17 protein-coding genes are annotated in these 16694 nt (G+C 66.4%); 6 read left to right on the forward strand and 11 right to left on the reverse strand.

Annotated features, from left to right (window positions below; genetic code table 11):
- Positions 1-178: 178 nt before the first annotated feature.
- From B1756_RS18485 to B1756_RS18495, 3 genes are all read right to left on the reverse strand, one after another.
- A complete protein-coding gene (locus B1756_RS18485; RefSeq protein ID WP_086889887.1) occupies positions 179-634 on the reverse strand; it encodes a DUF2062 domain-containing protein in 456 nt (151 codons plus the stop codon).
- 95 nt (positions 635-729) lie between these two features.
- Positions 730-1986: a Glu/Leu/Phe/Val family dehydrogenase gene (locus B1756_RS18490; protein ID WP_086889888.1), complete on the reverse strand. Its 1257-nt coding sequence runs from the start codon at positions 1984-1986 to the stop codon at positions 730-732.
- 215 nt (positions 1987-2201) lie between these two features.
- Positions 2202-3071, reverse strand: coding sequence for an HpcH/HpaI aldolase/citrate lyase family protein (locus tag B1756_RS18495; RefSeq protein ID WP_086890262.1), 870 nt, complete (start codon positions 3069-3071; stop codon positions 2202-2204).
- Positions 3072-3186: 115 nt separating this feature from the next.
- On the opposite strand from B1756_RS18495, the gene B1756_RS18500 reads away from it, so the two are divergent.
- Genes B1756_RS18500 through B1756_RS18510 form a run of 3 tightly spaced genes read left to right on the forward strand, consistent with a single transcriptional unit; the run spans position 3187 to position 4981 of the window.
- A complete protein-coding gene (locus tag B1756_RS18500; protein ID WP_086889889.1) occupies positions 3187-3645 on the forward strand; it encodes a MaoC family dehydratase in 459 nt (152 codons plus the stop codon).
- A 2-nt stretch (positions 3646-3647) separates the two neighbouring features.
- Complete coding sequence (locus B1756_RS18505) at positions 3648-4370, forward strand: PH domain-containing protein (RefSeq protein WP_086889890.1); 723 nt, start codon at positions 3648-3650, stop codon at positions 4368-4370.
- Positions 4367-4981: a PH domain-containing protein gene (locus B1756_RS18510; RefSeq protein WP_086889891.1), complete on the forward strand. Its 615-nt coding sequence runs from the start codon at positions 4367-4369 to the stop codon at positions 4979-4981. The genes B1756_RS18505 and B1756_RS18510 overlap by 4 nt, the downstream gene beginning before the upstream one ends.
- A gap of 44 nt (positions 4982-5025) precedes the next feature.
- Here B1756_RS18510 and B1756_RS18515 read toward each other — a convergent pair whose 3' ends face one another.
- The 3 genes from B1756_RS18515 to B1756_RS18525 all read right to left on the reverse strand — a co-directional run bounded on the left by B1756_RS18515 (position 5026) and on the right by B1756_RS18525 (position 9037).
- Positions 5026-5376: a DUF5658 family protein gene (locus B1756_RS18515; protein ID WP_186336483.1), complete on the reverse strand. Its 351-nt coding sequence runs from the start codon at positions 5374-5376 to the stop codon at positions 5026-5028.
- Positions 5377-5738: 362 nt separating this feature from the next.
- The gene (locus B1756_RS18520) at positions 5739-7535 is read right to left on the reverse strand and encodes an acyl-CoA carboxylase subunit beta (RefSeq protein WP_086889892.1); all 1797 of its coding nucleotides are present in this window, start codon (positions 7533-7535) and stop codon (positions 5739-5741) included.
- A 476-nt stretch (positions 7536-8011) separates the two neighbouring features.
- A complete protein-coding gene (locus tag B1756_RS18525; protein WP_086889893.1) occupies positions 8012-9037 on the reverse strand; it encodes a transcription initiation factor IIB in 1026 nt (341 codons plus the stop codon).
- Positions 9038-9301: 264 nt separating this feature from the next.
- Between B1756_RS18525 and gatC the strand changes: the two genes are divergently transcribed.
- The 3 genes from gatC (at position 9302) to B1756_RS18540 (ending at position 11466) form a co-directional block, all read left to right on the forward strand.
- On the forward strand, positions 9302-9580 hold the full coding sequence (gene gatC, locus B1756_RS18530) for an Asp-tRNA(Asn)/Glu-tRNA(Gln) amidotransferase subunit GatC (protein ID WP_086889894.1): 279 nt from the start codon (positions 9302-9304) through the stop codon (positions 9578-9580).
- A 2-nt stretch (positions 9581-9582) separates the two neighbouring features.
- Positions 9583-10902: an Asp-tRNA(Asn)/Glu-tRNA(Gln) amidotransferase subunit GatA gene (gene gatA / locus B1756_RS18535; protein WP_086889895.1), complete on the forward strand. Its 1320-nt coding sequence runs from the start codon at positions 9583-9585 to the stop codon at positions 10900-10902.
- A gap of 93 nt (positions 10903-10995) precedes the next feature.
- Positions 10996-11466 carry a DUF8048 family protein gene (locus tag B1756_RS18540; protein WP_086889896.1) on the forward strand — a complete coding sequence of 157 codons (471 nt, stop codon included), beginning with the start codon at positions 10996-10998 and terminating at the stop codon, positions 11464-11466.
- Between the two features lie 91 nt (positions 11467-11557).
- On the opposite strand, the gene B1756_RS18545 is transcribed toward B1756_RS18540, so the two are convergent.
- From B1756_RS18545 to B1756_RS18565, 5 genes are all read right to left on the reverse strand, one after another.
- Positions 11558-11908 carry a helix-turn-helix transcriptional regulator gene (locus B1756_RS18545; RefSeq protein ID WP_086889897.1) on the reverse strand — a complete coding sequence of 117 codons (351 nt, stop codon included), beginning with the start codon at positions 11906-11908 and terminating at the stop codon, positions 11558-11560.
- Positions 11909-12022: 114 nt separating this feature from the next.
- Entirely contained in the window at positions 12023-12826 is an 804-nt protein-coding gene (locus tag B1756_RS18550; RefSeq protein ID WP_086889898.1) for an NRDE family protein, read from the reverse strand.
- A gap of 194 nt (positions 12827-13020) precedes the next feature.
- The gene (locus B1756_RS18555; protein WP_086889899.1) at positions 13021-14616 is read right to left on the reverse strand and encodes a class I adenylate-forming enzyme family protein; all 1596 of its coding nucleotides are present in this window, start codon (positions 14614-14616) and stop codon (positions 13021-13023) included.
- The gene (locus B1756_RS18560; RefSeq protein ID WP_086889900.1) at positions 14613-15716 is read right to left on the reverse strand and encodes a mandelate racemase/muconate lactonizing enzyme family protein; all 1104 of its coding nucleotides are present in this window, start codon (positions 15714-15716) and stop codon (positions 14613-14615) included. The genes B1756_RS18555 and B1756_RS18560 overlap by 4 nt, the downstream gene beginning before the upstream one ends.
- Positions 15713-16660, reverse strand: a complete 948-nt coding sequence (locus tag B1756_RS18565; protein WP_086889901.1) for a 1,4-dihydroxy-2-naphthoate polyprenyltransferase — start codon at positions 16658-16660, stop codon at positions 15713-15715. Before B1756_RS18565 ends, B1756_RS18560 begins: the two co-directional genes overlap by 4 nt.
- Positions 16661-16694 lie beyond the last annotated feature (34 nt).

Consider the following 16694-nt stretch of genomic DNA (forward strand, 5'->3'; position numbering starts at 1 on the left):
GCAATTCTTCCGCACCGCTATCTCGGTGACCGCTGTCCCAGCAGATCCGATCGAGAGAACGGTGAGATTCAGAGGAAGATAGAAGAGACGGAACACGCGCCGGAGTGACGCGCTTCACCCCCGCCCACGGTGGGGCGGGGAACTCGCGCTGTTTTTCGTTTTAGAGACCAGCCAACGGCTACGAGCTCGAGCGTCGTCGCCGGCGGTGGACGTGGGTGAGGTGCAATACGACGCCGTATCCGACGATCGCGAGACCGACGGCGAGGACGACGTTTCCGACGAGGAGCTGGGTCGCAGCGGCGGCGGCCATGTCCGGTGAGGGCCTGACGTCCGTGATCGACGGCGTCGAGACGAACAGCCCGCCGACCTGAAAGCTCGCGACGTAGACCGCCGGTTTCACGATCGGGTTGAGAACCGCGACGGAGGCGAAGATGGCCGGTTTGCTAATCCACGGCCACAGCGAGATCATGACGAAAAAGAGGCCGATACCGAGTCCGCCTGTCGGTAACGCCGTCACGAACACTCCGATCGCGAAACTGGTCGCGACCTCGTGTTCGGTGTGTTCCTCTCGGAACGCCGCAGTCAGGTCTCGACGGGCCCGTTCGCGATACCGGACGACCCGTTCCCGTATCATTCGACTCTGTCAAGTGGTGACGAAGGACGGGCAAAAAGCTGTCGAGTCCAGTGGATTGGGCCGGAACGGTACTATATGCCGAATGACAAGACCGATCAGGGGAACGTTCCGGCCTCGTCGAATGCGTCTGCCACCCGCTGGATCGCGACGACGTAGGCCGCCGTCCGCGGGTTGTCGATGTCGTGGGCCTCGAGCGTGTCGACCAGTGCGTCGAACGCGTCGACGATGTGGTCTTCGAGTTCGCCGTTGACCTTCTCTTCGGACCAGTAGAACCGCTGGCGGTTCTGGACCCACTCGAAGTACGAGACGGTGACGCCGCCGGCGTTCGCGAGGATGTCGGGGATCACGAAGACGTCCTCGTCCTCGAGCACGCGGTCGGCCTCGGGCGTCAGCGGCCCGTTTGCCGCTTCGGAGATGACGTCGGCACTCACGTCCGCGGCGAGGTCACCGTCGATGGCGTTCTCGAGAGCGGCGGGGATCAGCAGGTCGACGTCCATCGTGAGGACGTCCTCGTTGGTGATCTCCTCGTCTGCCTCCTCGTAACCGACGATGCTGCCGGTCTCGTTCTTGTGATCTTTCGCGGCGACGGGGTCGAAGCCGTCGGTGGCGTAGATGCCACCGGAGGAGTCACTCGCGGCGACGACGGTCGCTCCCATCTCGTCGATCAGCTTGGCGGCGATCCAGCCGGCGTTCCCGTAGCCCTGAACGGCGACGGTCGCACCCTCGAGGTCCTTTCCGAGGTACTCGAACGCTTCACGGGCGGCGATGACCGTCGAGCGACCCGTCGCCTCGACGCGGCCCTCGCTGCCACCGCTGGCGAGGTGTTTGCCCGTAATGACGCCCGGCTCCGTGGTGTTCTCGAGGGTCTCGTAGGTGTCTTTGATCCAGTTCATCTCCCGCTGACCGGTGTTGACGTCCGGCGCGGGGATGTCGAGATCCTCACCGATGATGGGACGCAGTTCTTTCGCGAACGACCGCGTGATTCGCTCGAGTTCGCCCTCGGAGTACTCGCTCGGATCGATGACGATACCACCCTTGCCGCCCCCGAGTGGGATGTCGACGATGGCCGTCTTGTAGGTCATCCAGCCGGACAGGGCTTTCACCTCGTCCCGGGTGACCTGCGGGTGGTACCGGATCCCGCCCTTGTACGGGCCGCGGTCGCCGTTGAACTGCGAGCGAAACGCCGTGACGCGAGCGAGCGAGCCGTCGTCTCGCTCGATGGTCAGGTTCGTCTCGAGAACGCGTTCCGGGTGTTTGAGCCGCTCGATAACGTCGTCGTCGATGTCGAGGTAGCCAGCCGCGTCGTCGATCTGCGACTGGAGACTCTCGAACGGGTTGGCGGACTCTGACATGAGTGAATCTTCCGAGGTTATCAAAATAAGCATACCGAAAGTCGATTAGTAAATTATACTCAATATAAGGTCTGGGATAGTGATTAAATTCCTGCCGAACGTCAGCCGTTTCAGCAGTTTGGGGTCAGTGTCTGGAAAGAATATCCTCGTTGTTCGCACAGGTTGTTAAGCAACCTGCCAGAAATCGGACGGGAACCAGTCAGCAGACCAACCCCTCAGCCTCGGTCGCCGCGATTCGCCGCATCCGCACGCTCGAGGAGGCGTTCTGCCTGCGCGATAAGCGGCGCGTCGACCATTTCGCCGTCGACGACGAAGACGCCCCGATCGTCGGCGTCGGCATCCCTGCTGGCCTCGAGCACCCGTTTCGCCCACTCGAGGTCCTCCTCGTCGGGCGAGAACGCCTCGTTGATCGGACCGACTTGTGCCGGGTGGATCGCCAGCTTGCCGTCGAACCCGAACTGGACCGACCGGGCCGTGTCGGCGCGCAAGGCCGCTTCGTCCTCGACGTCGGTGACGAGCGTATCGATCGCCGTGCAGTCGTGGGCCGCCGCCGCGAGCGCGACGCGCTGGCGGGCGTAGCTCACTTCCTCTCCCCCCGGGGTTCGGGTCGCACCGAGGTCAGCCGCGAGGTCCTCCGCCCCGAAGACCAGCGCGTCGGTCGCTCGCTTGCGCGCGACTTCGGGGGCCCCGAGGATTCCGCTCGCCGTCTCGAGCAGCGCGAAGATCGGTCGATAGCCGCCGTGGGCCTCGAGTTCGTCGACCAGCCTGTCGACAGTCTCGCCGGACTCGACTTTGGGTGCCATGACGGCGTCCAGCCGTGGCTCGCCGTCGGCGAACAGGCGAGCGACGTCGGCCGCCATCGCGTCGGGCGCGGCGTTGACGCGAACGCAGACCTCGCAGTCGGCCGCTTCGTCGAACGCGGAGTCCGTGAGCACCTCCCTGACTGTGGTGCGTGCCTCCTCGAGTCGCTGCGGTGCCACGGCGTCCTCGAGGTCGAAGACGATCACGTCGGCCCCCGCCCGCGGTGCTTTCCTGAGCATGTCCTCCCGATCACCGGGGGTGAACAGGACGCTTCTCCGGGCCATACACCGTCTCTCTCGACGAGCAACGTGAAGGTGTTGGGCGGTCTCGACTCGGGACACCTGCTCGAGGCCAGCGTCGTCCCACACGCTTTTGTCCCGACCCGCCGACTCGAGCACCATGCCCGGCCGATACTACGAGGATCTCGAGGTTGGCGAGACGATCGCCCACGATCGCCGACGGACGATCAGCGAGAGCGACAACCAGCGGTTCTGTGATATGACGATGAACCAGCAGCCGTTACACCTCGACCGGGAGTTCGCCGCCGAGACCGACTTCGGCGAGCGTATCGTCAACGGTCTCTACACGCTCTCGCTCGCCGTGGGGATCACGATTCCCGAGACGACCGACGGGACCATCGTCGCGAACCTCTCCTACGACGACGTCGAGCACCCGAAGCCGGTCTTCCACGGCGATACGATCCGCGCAGAGTCGACAGTGGTCGACAGGCGTGAAACGAGCGACGGCGAACGGGGCGTCGTCACCATGCACGTCGAGGCGTTCAACCAGCACGACGAACTCGTCTGTTCGTTCGACCGAACGGTACTTTCGCTGAAGCGGGAGTACGCGGAGGACTGAGCATGGCAACCGACACCTCCGCGACGGCCGCCAGCGCCGCCGGGCCAGCCAGCGACGATGGAGCCAGTGTCGATACCGCCGACCTCGAGTGGCTCTCACTCGACGGCGGCGAGGAAGTCGTCTGGGCCGGCGGCCCGGATCGCCGGACGCTGCTCCCGGCCTTCCTGATCGGGATCCCGCTCTCGATCGTGCTCATCGGACTGCTCATCATCGCCAGCGAGTACCTTCGAGTCACCAACACCTGGTACGTCGTGACCGATCGCGCACTCTACCGCAAGACGGGCATTCTCTCGCGGGACGTCAAGCGGATCGAACACGAGAAGGTTCAGGACATCTCCTACAGCCAGTCCGCCCTCGGTACGCACTTCGGCTACGGGACCGTCGAGATCAGCACCGCGGGTGGCTCCGGCGTCGAGATGGCCTTCCAGTCGGTCCCGGAACCACGCGCTGTCCAGCACCTGATCAGCGAGCGCGTCGACCGCGGTCGCGACGACGAACCCGGGGAGGAGCGGCCAGACGACGTCCTCGCGGACATCCTCGTCGAACTCCAGGAGATCCGCACGCTGCTCGAGCGACAGGAGTCGTCGAGCGACAGACCGGACGCCGGAACCGACGGCGGGCGAACGACGCTCGAGTGGACGGAAGACGACGCGGCGGGGCGTGCGGACGGACCCAGCGAGGCGAGTGATCGCGCCGCAGGCGACCGGCGTTCGCGCCAGTCATGAGCGACGACAGTCGAACGACTGGCGGAACCCGCGTCGAGTTGACCGACGGCGACCGTCCCGGCGACGAGCCACCGTGGCTCACACTCGAGCGCGGCGAAACCGTCGACTGGGTCGGCGGTCCACGCATCCAGTCTGCGTACCCCTGGATCGCACTCGGCGTCGTCGTTTCGCTCGCGGTCGTCGGGGCAGTGGTGCTCGAGGCCGTCTCCCCACTCGCTGTGGGACTGATTCCGTTCGTTGCTATCCCGGCGCTGTGGGCCGCCCTGGGAATTTCGCGGACGGCGTACGCGATCACCAGCCAGCGAATCGCCATCAGGACCGGCGTTCTCGGCGTCAGCGTCACGACGGTCGGCCTCGAGCGCGTCCAGAACACGGCGGTCAGCCAGCATCCCCTCGGGACGCTGATCGGCTACGGGACCGTCACGATCGAGACCGCCTCCGGTACCGAACTCACGTTCCGGAACGTCGACGCGCCGAACGCGGTCCACGAACGAATCGACCGGCGACGCGACCGCAGAGCCTCGAGCGACGTTCCGGGCTCACGCGAGGACTGGCTGGCGGTTCGTGAAGAGGTCCGCGGCTGGCGACGCGCCCTCGAGCGTCGGGGATAATGCGACCGGGTGGCGGCCGATTTTCGTTCCGCGGCTGGCTCGTCTCAGACCACCGTCGATATCGTGTAGACGTTGAGCACGACGGCGATAGTCCACGGCGCGGCCAGTCCCGCCGGGATTATCGGCCGGTACGCGAGCGGTAACACGGGCCGACAGGCGAGACCGACGCCGACGGCGAACGCCTTCAGCCCCAGCATACCGAGGAGGCCGTAGCCGTCGATGGCGGTCCGTGCGATCGGATTCGACTCGGCGAGCCCGAGATGCAGGCCCACGAACGTCGTCACGACGTCACCCACGAGCGAGAGCGCCACGAGTACCCAGAGGGCGCGCTCTAAGGCGACCGGAGAGACGTCGATCGGCAGTCGGTGGTGCGTGTACGCACCGTCTGAACGCATAGGCCCCCGGCCGGAGTCGAACCGGCCGCCTGCGTGCGTGGCCCCAGGCATCGCCGACGGGAGCATCCGCGAGTTCCCCGCCGAGGGGTTTCGTTATGGAACGCGTAGCGAATCGAACGCCGTCGATACCACCAACAGTGACCCTGCGAACGTCACACTCGAGCGGCCCGATCACCGGAAATTCACTGGAAGTGGACGATTACCGGGTGATTTTCGCCGTTCGGTAGTCGGCACGCAGGCACAGGACCGACCGATACTCGTCAGTCGTCTGTCCTTTGTGCAAACTTCCCGTGGCCGGGACGGCGGACGCGGTCATCGGGCACGCAAATGGTGCGCTGTACACCCCTGACGACGGCTCGGCGTCAGATGACCGTCCCGTGTTTCTTGGCGGGGACCGACTTCTCGAGGTCGGCGTAGAAGTCGAACCGGCGCTCGAGTTGCGCACGGAGATCACTCGGCGGGACTATTTCGTCGATGACGACCTCGCTCGCCATCCGGTGGGCATCGATGTCTTCGCGGTAGGACTCCCGGAGGTCGTTCTCGGTGCGCTCGCGCTCTTCGGGGTCGTCGATCTCGGCCAGCTTTCGCGCGTAGACGGCGTTGATCGCCGCCTCGGGACCCATGATGGCGATTTCGCCCGAAGGGAGCGCGAGGACGCTCTCGGGATCGTAGGCCGGCCCGCCCATCGCGTAGATTCCCGCGCCGTAGGCCTTGCGGACGACGACGGTCTGCTGGGGGACCGTCGCAGACGATGTCGCGTAGATCATCCGCTTTCCCTGCTCTAAGATCCCGTCTTTCTCGACCTGCGAACCGGCCATGAAGCCGGGGGTATCACAGAGGTACAGCAACGGAACCCCGTAGGCGTCACAGGTCCAGATGAACTGGGCGGCCTTCTCGGCAGCGTCGGGGAAGATCGCGCCCGCGCGAGAGGCAGGCTGATTCGCCACGATCCCGATCGGTCGCCCGCCGATCCGGGCGAACGCCGTGACGATTTCACCGCCGAAGTCGGGGCGCAACTCGAGCACCGAGTCTTCGTCGACGACGCGTTCGATCACGTCGTGCATGTCGTAGCCCCGATTCGGTTCCTGCGGGACGACCGCGTCGATGTCCTCGGGCGACTGTGCGGGCGGTCGCCCCTCTCGCCGAGGGGGCGACTCCTCGGCGTTGTCCGGCAGGTACGAGAGCAATTTCGCCGCGAGTTCGCGGGCGTGTTCTTCGTCCCGCGCGACGAGGTCCGCCGATCCCGACTCCCGGGCGTGGATCTGGGGTCCGCCGAGGTCCTCGAGGTCGATCTCCTCGCCGGTGACCATCTGGACCATCCGGGGAGAGGCGATGGCCATCGCGGACATGCCCTCGACCATGATCGTGAAGTCGGCGAAGACGGGCGTGTAGGCAGCACCGGCGATACAGGGGCCGTAGAGGACGCAGATCTGCGGAACGCGGCCCGAGAGCATCGAGTGGTTGTAGTAGTACTTCCCGATCCCCTCGCGGTTGGCGAAGAAGCCTGTCTGCTGGTCGATTCGGCCACCAGAAGAGTCCATCAGGTAGAGCACGGGCTTGCCGGTCTTCAGCGCGCGCTGTTGCATCCGGAGGAACTTCTCGACACCTTTCGCGGCCATGCTGCCGCGTTTGACCGTGTAATCGTTGGCCATGAAGTGGACGTCCCGGCCCTCGAACGTTGCGCCGCCCGTGAGGAGGCCGTCTGCTGGAAGCCGGTCGTCGGTGTCCTCACCGACGCCGTCGGGGTGCCAGTCGTCGAACGCAGCGAACGTTCCGTCTTCGAACAGGAAAGCATCCTCGTCCCCGCCGAACCACAGCTCGAGTCGGTCCCTGACGAACAGCTTTGCCGACTGCTCGAGTTGCTCGCGGTACTTCTCGGGACCGCCCTCGTGGACGTCCCGGATCTCCGCTCGAAGTCGTCGCTCCCGTTCGGTCGGTCTCCTGCCGTCCGAACGCTGTCGATCAGCGCCATCAGCGACCCCGGCGTCGTGATCGTCGCCATCATCGTCGCTACTCGAGCCGTCGTACTCGTGGACTGCCGCCGGCTCGGTGTCGTCGCCGACGACCACCTCGATCCGTTCCTCGAGGTGAGAAGACAGTGCGGCGGCGATCGCTGCGGCCTCGGCCTCGGTCGCCCCCTGTGAGATCCGAACGCGCATACCACGAGATGTGTGCGGAGCGTCAAAATCGTGCCGGGCGTTCGCAGGCTCGGCGCTGTCTACGGATCGGGAAGACAGAAGAGCGACGAAACGGCGACGGGGGCCGAGAAGGCGATAGCCGAAAGGGGAGGAGTCGATCGGTCCGCAGGAGGGCGACGCCGAGTCCACGGTATTCGGTTCCAGCAATCCCTGCGGCTGGATCGGTGAATCGCAGGCCGAAGACGGACGATCCGTCCGTCGGCGGGTGGACGAGAGCCGACGGAACGGTCGAGATCCGTTCGGGGTGGGTCAGGTCGGTCGAAAACGCCCCTCGCAGACGACGAGGAGCGGTCGAGGGGGGGTTGGGGCCAACCTGTCGAACGACGTGCCTCCGTGGTCACCAGCACGGAGACGGTTCGTACTCGTCGTCGGTCCCACAGATAGCCTCGCGTGTAGCCGTCCACACATTAAGTCGGGGCCGAGAAAACGAGAGTCGATCAGGCCACGGCGCCGCCTTCGGCCTCGAGCAGTTCGTGGTATCGATTGCGGATGGTCACTTCCGAGATGCTCGCGACGTCGCTGACGTCGTTCTGGGTGACCTTCTCGTTGGTCAGCAACGCGCCGGCGTAGACCGCCGCTGCGGCGAGACCGACGGGCGACTTCCCACTGTGGATGCCCGAATCCTTCGCGGTCTTGAGCAACTGGCGGGCTCGACGTTCGGTCTCGTCGGAGAGGTCGAGGTCGCTCGCAAAGCGCGGGACGTACTGCTCGGGGTCGGCGGGTTTGACCTCGAGCCCCAGTTCGCGCACCACGTAGCGGTACGTGCGAGCAACTTCGTCTTTCTCGACGCGGCTGACCGCCGAGATCTCGTCGAGGCTGCGCGGCGTGCCAGCCTGTCGAGCCGACGCGTACAGCGAGGCCGTCGCGACGCCCTCGATCGATCGCCCGGGGAGGAGGTCCTCCTCGAGTGCGCGCCGGTAGATGACCGACGCGGTTTCGCGGACGTTCTCGGGGAGGCCGAGTGCGCTGGCCATCCGGTCGATCTCACCGAGGGCCTGCTTTAAGTTACGCTCTTTGCTGTCCCGGGTGCGGAAGCGCTCGTTCCAGGTGCGCAGCCGCTGCATCTTCTGGCGCTGCCGACTCGAGAGCGCCCGACCGTAGGCGTCTTTGTCCTGCCAGCCGATGTTGGTCGACAGGCCCTGGTCGTGCATCATGTTCGTGGTGGGCGCACCGACGCGGCTCTTCTCGTCTTTCTCGGCGGCGTCGAACGCGCGCCACTCGGGACCGCGGTCGATCTCGCCCTCGTCGACGACGAGCCCACACTCCTCACAGACGGTCTCGGCGTGCTCGGCGTCGGAGAGGAGCCGACCGCCACACTCGGGGCACTCCTCGCGTTCGCGGTCGGTCTCCTCTCGCTCTCGCTCCCGCTCCCGCTGGCGACCGTCGGGAGCGTCCTCGAGCGTCGTCGTTTCGTCGTCGGCCAGTCGCTCGTCGCTGTGCGTTCGAATCGGGGTGTCAGTCATTGTATTGAACTGTTCGAAGGGGTGACTGAAAATCGTCTGACGTGGACCAGTCTAGGGTCGTTCACGCACTTAAAAACTGCGATAGTAAAGCTCTCGATTCCGGACCGTTCGCTATCGCAGCGACGGTCGACTCCGGCGCGGGCGAACGGAAACCAGACGTTACTGTCGCCAGCGAGCGTGGTGGACAGACGACGCCACCAGACCTTCGTTCGCCCACACGTACACATCGAAACCCTTACTCCCCGGAGTCCGGTTTCCACAGGTATGAGCGACGACGCCGTCAGCCCGGAGGAGGTCCGCCACGTCGCGGAGCTGGCACGGGTCGACCTCGCAGACGACGAGGTCGACCGGTTCACCCGGCAGTTCGCGGAGATCCTCGAGTACTTCGAGACCCTAGACGAGGTCCCGGAAGTCGATACCGAGGCCGACCTGACGAACGTGATGCGACCCGACGAGGTGCGTGACTCACTCGAGACCACGGAGGCACTCGAGAACGCACCGGAGACCGAAGACGGCTACTTTAAGGGGCCGAACGTCTCGTAACCATGTCGGAGAACGCGTTCATCACCGAAGAGAGGATCGAAGGGGCCGAGGAGGGGCCACTCGCCGGTCGAACCGTCGCCGTCAAGGACAACATCTCCACCGAGGGCGTCCGGACGACCTGCGGATCGGCGATGCTCGCCGAGTACGTCCCACCCTACGACGCGACCGTCGTCTCCCGGCTCAAGGAGGCCGGCGCGACCATCGTCGGCAAGACCAACATGGACGAGTTCGGGATGGGAACGACGACCGAGACCTCCCACTTCGGGGCGACGGACAATCCCGCCGCACCCGGTCACGTTCCCGGCGGTTCCTCCGGGGGCTCCGCGGCCGCGGTCGCCGCTGGCGACGCCGATCTCGCACTCGGTTCCGACACCGGCGGTTCGATCCGCTGTCCGGCCGCCTTCTGTGGCGTCGTCGGGATCAAGCCCACCTACGGACTGGTCTCGCGATACGGCCTCGTCGCCTACGGTAACAGTCTCGAGCAGATCGGCCCGTTCGCGAACACCGTCGAAGACGCCGCTGCACTGCTCGACGTGATCGCGGGTGCGGACGACCGGGACGCGACGACTCGCGAGCCGCCACGCGGCTCGGACGGTCGAGCGGGCGGCGCCCGAGAGGCGCAGGGCGAAGACGACGAACCGAACTACGCCGACGCCGCCACCGGCGACGTCGACGGCCTCGAGATTGGTGTCCCCACCGAACTCCTCGATGGGGCCGACGAGGGCGTCGTCGAGACCTTCTGGGACGCCATCGCCGCTCTCGAGGACGAGGGCGCGAGCTACCACGAGGTCTCGCTGCCGTCGGTCGAACACGCCGTCGAGGCCTACTACGTGATCGCGATGTCGGAAGCCTCCTCGAACCTCGCGCGATTCGACGGCGTGCGCTACGGCCACTCCGGTGGTTTCGACGGCAACTGGAACGAGACCTTCGCACAGGCCCGCAAGGAGGGCTTCGGCGACGAGGTCAAACGCCGCATCCTGCTCGGCACCTACGCGCTCTCGGCCGGCTACCACGACAAGTACTACAAGAAGGCACAGGACGCCCGCGCCTGGGTCAAGCAGGACTTCGACGAGGCACTCACCGAGGCCGACGTCCTCGCGTCGCCGACGATGCCGATCCCGCCGTTCGAACTCGGCGAAAGCCTCGACGACCCGCTCCAGATGTATCTCGCAGACGCGAACACCGTGCCCGTGAACCTCGCGGACCTGCCGGCGATCTCCGTCCCGGCCGGCGAGACCGACGGCCTCCCCGTCGGCCTCCAGCTCGTCGGACCGGCGTTCGGCGAACGCACGATCGTTCGTGCCGCCAGCGCGCTGGCCTGAGCGGCCTACCGCTTTGTCCTCCGGTGGTTTCCCGAGCGATACTTACTTGCTACTGTAGCACACACGTAGCGTAACCCGCAATCCGGGGATTCGATGATCCGAACTGGAGAGACAGAGATTCCGTTCGACGACTTCGCCAGCCAGTGTGACCTCGTCGAGTCGTACTTCGGGGAGGCGATCGACGACGTCGCCCTCTACGCGCCCGTCTCGAAACCCCAGCTCGTCGCCGTCCTCGCCAGAGCACAGGTTACCGGCCGTGAGCGAACCCCGGAACGGCTGGCCGACCGCGGCGAGGTCGTCTACCGCTCGAGCCACGAGTCGATGTGGCTCCTCGAGCCCGGCTTCTGGGACGACGTTCGGGACGAACACCACCTCCGCCTCGACGAACGACGGGCCGCTCGAGCCGTCCACCACCGCGTCCTCGAGGCCGTCGTCGACGCTGCGACGGTCCCCAGTTTTCGGTCGAGAGGAGCCGACTCGAAGTCTGTTCCCGGAACAGTCGCAGCTGCCGACCGCAACCACCGCCGGGACCCGTTCGTCCTCGTCACTGACGCCGACCCGTGATCGGTGAGCGGTGACCACAACGGTGCTCGCCGTCTCGCGTTCGGTACCGAAAAACAGTTTGCAGACCGCTCGAGTCGCTCTCGAGGTCGCCTTATTCCTCGTAGGCGAGGTTCATGATCCACTGTGAGAATGCGTCACTGTTCGGGTCGACTTCCTCTTCGCCGATAAATGGCGAGAGCATGTCGCCGGCCATCAACAGCGTGAAGTCCAGGTCGCGAGCCGTCGGCGTGATGTAGTAGGTGTTGTGTCCGTCGTAGACGGCCTCCTCGCGGTCGACGAGTTCCTTCTCGACGAGCGATTCGACGATTCGGCTTCCCTTGCGCGAGGAGACGTCGAGTTCCTTCCAGAAGTCGCTCTGGTGGATACCACCGGACTCCCGGACCAGCTCGAGACCGGCGCGTTCGTCCTCCGAGAGTTCGGCTTCGAGCGTCGAGACGCTCACTGGGACCACCCCACTGGTACGGTCTCAGCGACCGTCCCCGTTGCCGTCTCGAGGTCCAGGACCGACGCGGTAGACAGGCGTCCGTTCATACCTACACGACCGAGCGGAAGCCGCTTAAATGTGGCCTTCGCCCGCACGCTCGCCGCAACGTCCGTCTCCTCCGACACAACCGGCCCGACCGAGCGGACCGCAGTCGATCGGCTCGAACGTCGTCCGGCAGGGCGGCCCGGCCGCGAACCGGTACTCGAGGTCGTCGCCGACCGCGAGCAGAGATGACGATCGGGTGCCGAAGCCGTTCCGGTGGAGGCAGACGCCGTAGTCGTGGTCACCGAGGACTACCGCGGCCCGATCGAGCCACTGCTCGTGGGACTCGCCGGGTTCAGGTTCGAGTTCGGCTCGTACCTGTCGACCGTTTTCGGCCTGTTCGCGAGCGGCCACAGAGCGTTCCGCCGGGGGATCGACGTGGTCGTCGACGGCGGCGTTGACGACGACGTGAACCCCGGGGTCGAAGTCGATCCGCTCGAGGTCGCCGTTCCAGCAGTAACAGACGGCGCAGTCGGCGTCGGCCAGCACGAGATAGAAACCCTCGTACTCGATAGCTGCCGTCGATTCCTCGACGAGGCCGGCAGCGTCTTCGACCGACTCGGCCTCGAGGGTATCGGCAACCAGCAGGCCACGGGATCGCTCGCCAGCGAGATCGGCGTCGTTCCACTTGTTCGTGATACCGGCGAAGAGGCCGTGTTCGTTGGCGCCGATCCAGGTTCCACCCGCCTCGCCGTCTCTGGGTGCGACGACCGTCGGATCGTCACCACGGACAGCCGGTGGGGCGGAGTCGCGCTCGAGTGACTCGTCACGGTTCGCGGCGACGACGACCGGTGCGTCCTCGAAGACTTGCCAGGCGAGCGTCAGGGTACACACAGGCGAAGCCTCGCACGCGAGCGTCTTAAGAGTCTCCACCGGTGACCGGTTCCGATACGGTTCGCCCGCGAGGATGCGGAGTCGAACGGACGACGATACCCGACGGGCTGGAATCACCGCCCGGCAGTAGTGACGTCACCAGCAGATCGACCAGAAAGGGGATCGCGAATGAACGGTACGCGAGCGCCGACGTCTCACCGACGCGCCGTCACGTCGACTCCGTCCTCGAGCAGTCGGTCGCGGACGGCCTGTCGGTCGACCGTTCCCGAGGCCGTTCGCGGGAGCGCGTCGATGACAGCGATCGTCTTCGGACGTTTGAACCCGGCCAGTCGATCGTCGCAGTGCTCGAGTACGGAGCCGAAGTCGAGGTGGGCGTCCATCGAGAGGTCGCCGACGACGCCGGCCCTGTCACCGCGGGAGCGGCCCCGCATGGGGACGAGAAGCGAACCAACGCGCTCCCCCCACTCCTCGTCTGGAAGGCCGACGACGGCTGCGTCCTCGACGTCCGGGTGTGATCGAAGGACGTCGACGACTTCCCCGGGATCGACGTTCTCGCCACCGGTGAGGATGCGGTCACTCCGTCGATTGAGGACCCAGAGCCTGCCGTCGTCGTCCCGGCGGCCGACGTCGCCGGTCCGCAGTCCGTGTTCGGTGAACGCCGCGTCGGTGTGGTCTGGGTCGAGGTATCCGGGACTCACGGTCGGACCCGAGACGACGAACTCGCCGATTTCACCCGTCTCGACGGGGCCACCGTCGTCGTCGACGACCGTCACGTCGGTGACGACGAGTGGCTGGCCGACCGTGCCACCGTACTCGAGCGCCTCCGCGGGCGTCGCCGTCGCGATCTGTGAGGCGGTTTCGGTCATTCCGTAGGTCGGGTAGACCGGAACGTCGGCCGCGTGACAGCGCTCGAGTAACTCCGCGGACGCGGGTGCGCCCCCGAGGAGGACGAACCGTAGCGATTCGGGCGGTTGCCAGCCCGACTCGAGTAGCCGTTTGCACATCGTCGGGACGAGCGAGACGCCGGTGACGTCGTAGGCCTCGAAGACGCGAGCGGTCGCGTCGGGGTCGAACGTTCGCTGGATCACGACGGTCGTCCCGTACAGCGTCGAGCGGACGAGCGGTGCGAGCCCGCCCATGTGGTACATCGGGAGACAGCAGAGCCAGCGATCCGCGTGATCGACACCCAGGCGAAACGCCGAGGCGGTCGCGCTCGCCAGCAGGTTGCCGACGGTCAACCGAACGGCTTTCGGCTCGCCGGAAGTGCCCGACGTGAACAGGACGAGGTGAGTGGCGTCGGGATCGGCAGGGTTGGCGGGAACCTCCCCGGCCGCCGGTTCCACCGGCCTCTCGAGTGCCGGCACCTCGAGTTCGTGAACCTCCGCCCGGTCGGGATCGGCTACCGATAGCACGGGGCCGTCGACGATCTCGAGGGCTGTGGCCTCGGTCGCTTCCTCACAGACGAGCGCGTCGAGATCCGTTCGTTCGGCCTTCGAGGCGAGTTCTGGAGCGGTCTCTCGGACGTGCAACGGGACGAGTTCCACGCCGAGACGCGTCGCGGCGAAGTACACCTCGGCGAACGCGATGCCGGTATCGAGCAGGAGGCCGAGTCGGTCACCCGCCTCGACGTGGCTCGCGAGCGACGCGGCGACGACGTCGACCCGCCGATCGAATCCGGCGAAGGTCCACGAGCAGTCGTGATCGGCGTCGACGACCGCCGTCGCGTCCGGCGTCGTCTCCGCGCGGTGGGCGAGGACGTCACTCGAGGGCCACTCGCGAACGCCGGTCATGCGTCTTCCCACACCCCCGTGACGCCGAGTCCCTTGGTCTGCGGGACGACTGCGGCCCCCTTCTCGAGCAAGACGGGATCGCGAGCGAGATCCGCCGCGAGTCGGTCGGCCGTCGCCAGCCCACTGGGCGCAACGTTCGGGATCGCAGCCGCGAGGTGGACGGCCCCCGTCCGGGCAACGACGCCGTCGATCGTCGTCGTCACGATCGCCTCGATCCCGAGTTCGCTCACCCAGGCGGCCATCCGGCGGGCGACGTCGATTCCGCCGAGGGCCATCGGCTTCAACACGATCGCGTCGGCTGCACCCGCGGTACAGACGTCGTCGAGATCGTGCTCGAGGAGCCCCTCGTCGAGGGCGATCCCGACCCCGTGGCCGCGCAAAGCCGCGTGACCCTCGAGTGCACCCGGGGGGAGGGGCTGTTCGACGAGTGCGACATCGAGATCGGCGAACGCCTCGATCGCGCGCAGGGCCTCGTCGTAGGTCCACGCACCGTTTGCGTCGACCCGCAGTTCGACGTTCGGACCGACGGCGTCGCGAACCTGGCGCAAGCGTTCGACGTCGGCCTCGATCGATCGCGCACCGACTTTCACCTTGCAGGTCTCGAACCCGCGGTCGGCCGCGGTACGTGCGTCAGCAGCGGTCGTCGCCGGGTCCGCGTCACCGACCGTCGCGTTGACGGGAATCCGGGCCACCATCGGTCCCCGGCCGAGATAGCGATACAGCGGCGTCGCAGACGTGCTTGCGTGCCAGTCGGCGAGCGCGAGCGTCACCGCGTGTCTGGCGGCCGGCTGCTGGTCGACTTCCTCGAGTGCGGCCTCGGGCCCGCTGGGCGGAAGGGCATCGCTCGCCCGCTCGAGTGCGGCCTCACAGTCGGCACGCGATTCCGTGAAGCCGGCCAGCGGGGTCGCCTCGCCGTAGCCGATCACCCGCTCCGAATCAGCGGAAACCTCACCACGGTTGCTCTCGGCCGCGTTCTCGTCGAACACGCGTACGAGGAACCCGTCACGGTGCTCGATCGACCCACTCGCCGTCTCGAGCGGGCGCTCGAGCGGGAGCGAGAACGATCTGTGCTCGAGTCGAAGTCGGGTGTCGTCGCTCATACGATCACCAGGCCCCCGGCGAACAGGAGTGCGTACAGCGCGAGCAGTTTGCCGGTGCCCTCGAGTGCCGGATTGAGCGCCTCGCCGTCGGTTCGGGTACAGACGGTCCGGGCGACGACGGCCGCGTACGGTAGCGTCACGAGCGGAGCCAGAACGCCGGGTCCGAACCCTTCGACGAGCCAGAACCACAGGGGGATCACGTAGGCCAGCCCGACCATTGCGAGGTACTCGAGACGGCTCAGGCGGTAGCCGAGCCGAACTGCGAGCGTTCGTTTACCAGCGGCGGCGTCGGTCTCGCGGTCGCGGACGTTGTTGACGACGAGGATGGCCGTCGAGATGCCCGCGATGGGGAGGCTGGCGAGGAACGCCTCGCGCGTGACGGTTCCCTCGGGGATCGTCGTCGGCAGCGGGCCGACGGGGGCGACAGCCGCTGCCTGCACGTAGAAGGTGCCGACGACCGCGACGACGCCGAAGAAGACGAACACGAACAGATCGCCGAGGCCGTGGTAGCCGAGCGGGTACGGACCCCCGGTGTAGGCCCATCCACAGAGGACGCTGACGAGGCCGATTACGAGGATCGGAAGCCCGCCGACGTAGACGAGATAGGTGCCAGAGAGGATCGCCAGTGCGAACGTGACGATCGTCGCGAGTTTGACCTGTTCCGGCGGGATCAGCCCGGACTGGGTAACGCGCGTGAAGCCGTCCCGGTCGTCCGTATCCGCGCCCTTGACCGCGTCGTAGTAATCGTTCGCGAAGTTGGTGCCGATCTGGATCAGCGCCGCACCGACCAGCGCCATCAGCGCCGGCAGCGGCGCGAAGAGCCCCTCGTGGACCGCGAGTCCCGTCCCGACGATGACCGGCGCTGCGGCCGCAGGCATCGTCTGGGGACGCGCGGCCATCACCCACGCCTTCGTCCGCGAGATCTCGTCCTCGGCCGTACTCATTGCCTACTCTGTCACACTCGAGAGGGTGAAAACG

Source organism: Natrarchaeobaculum aegyptiacum, assembly GCF_002156705.1.
Lineage (GTDB): Archaea > Halobacteriota > Halobacteria > Halobacteriales > Natrialbaceae > Natrarchaeobaculum > Natrarchaeobaculum aegyptiacum.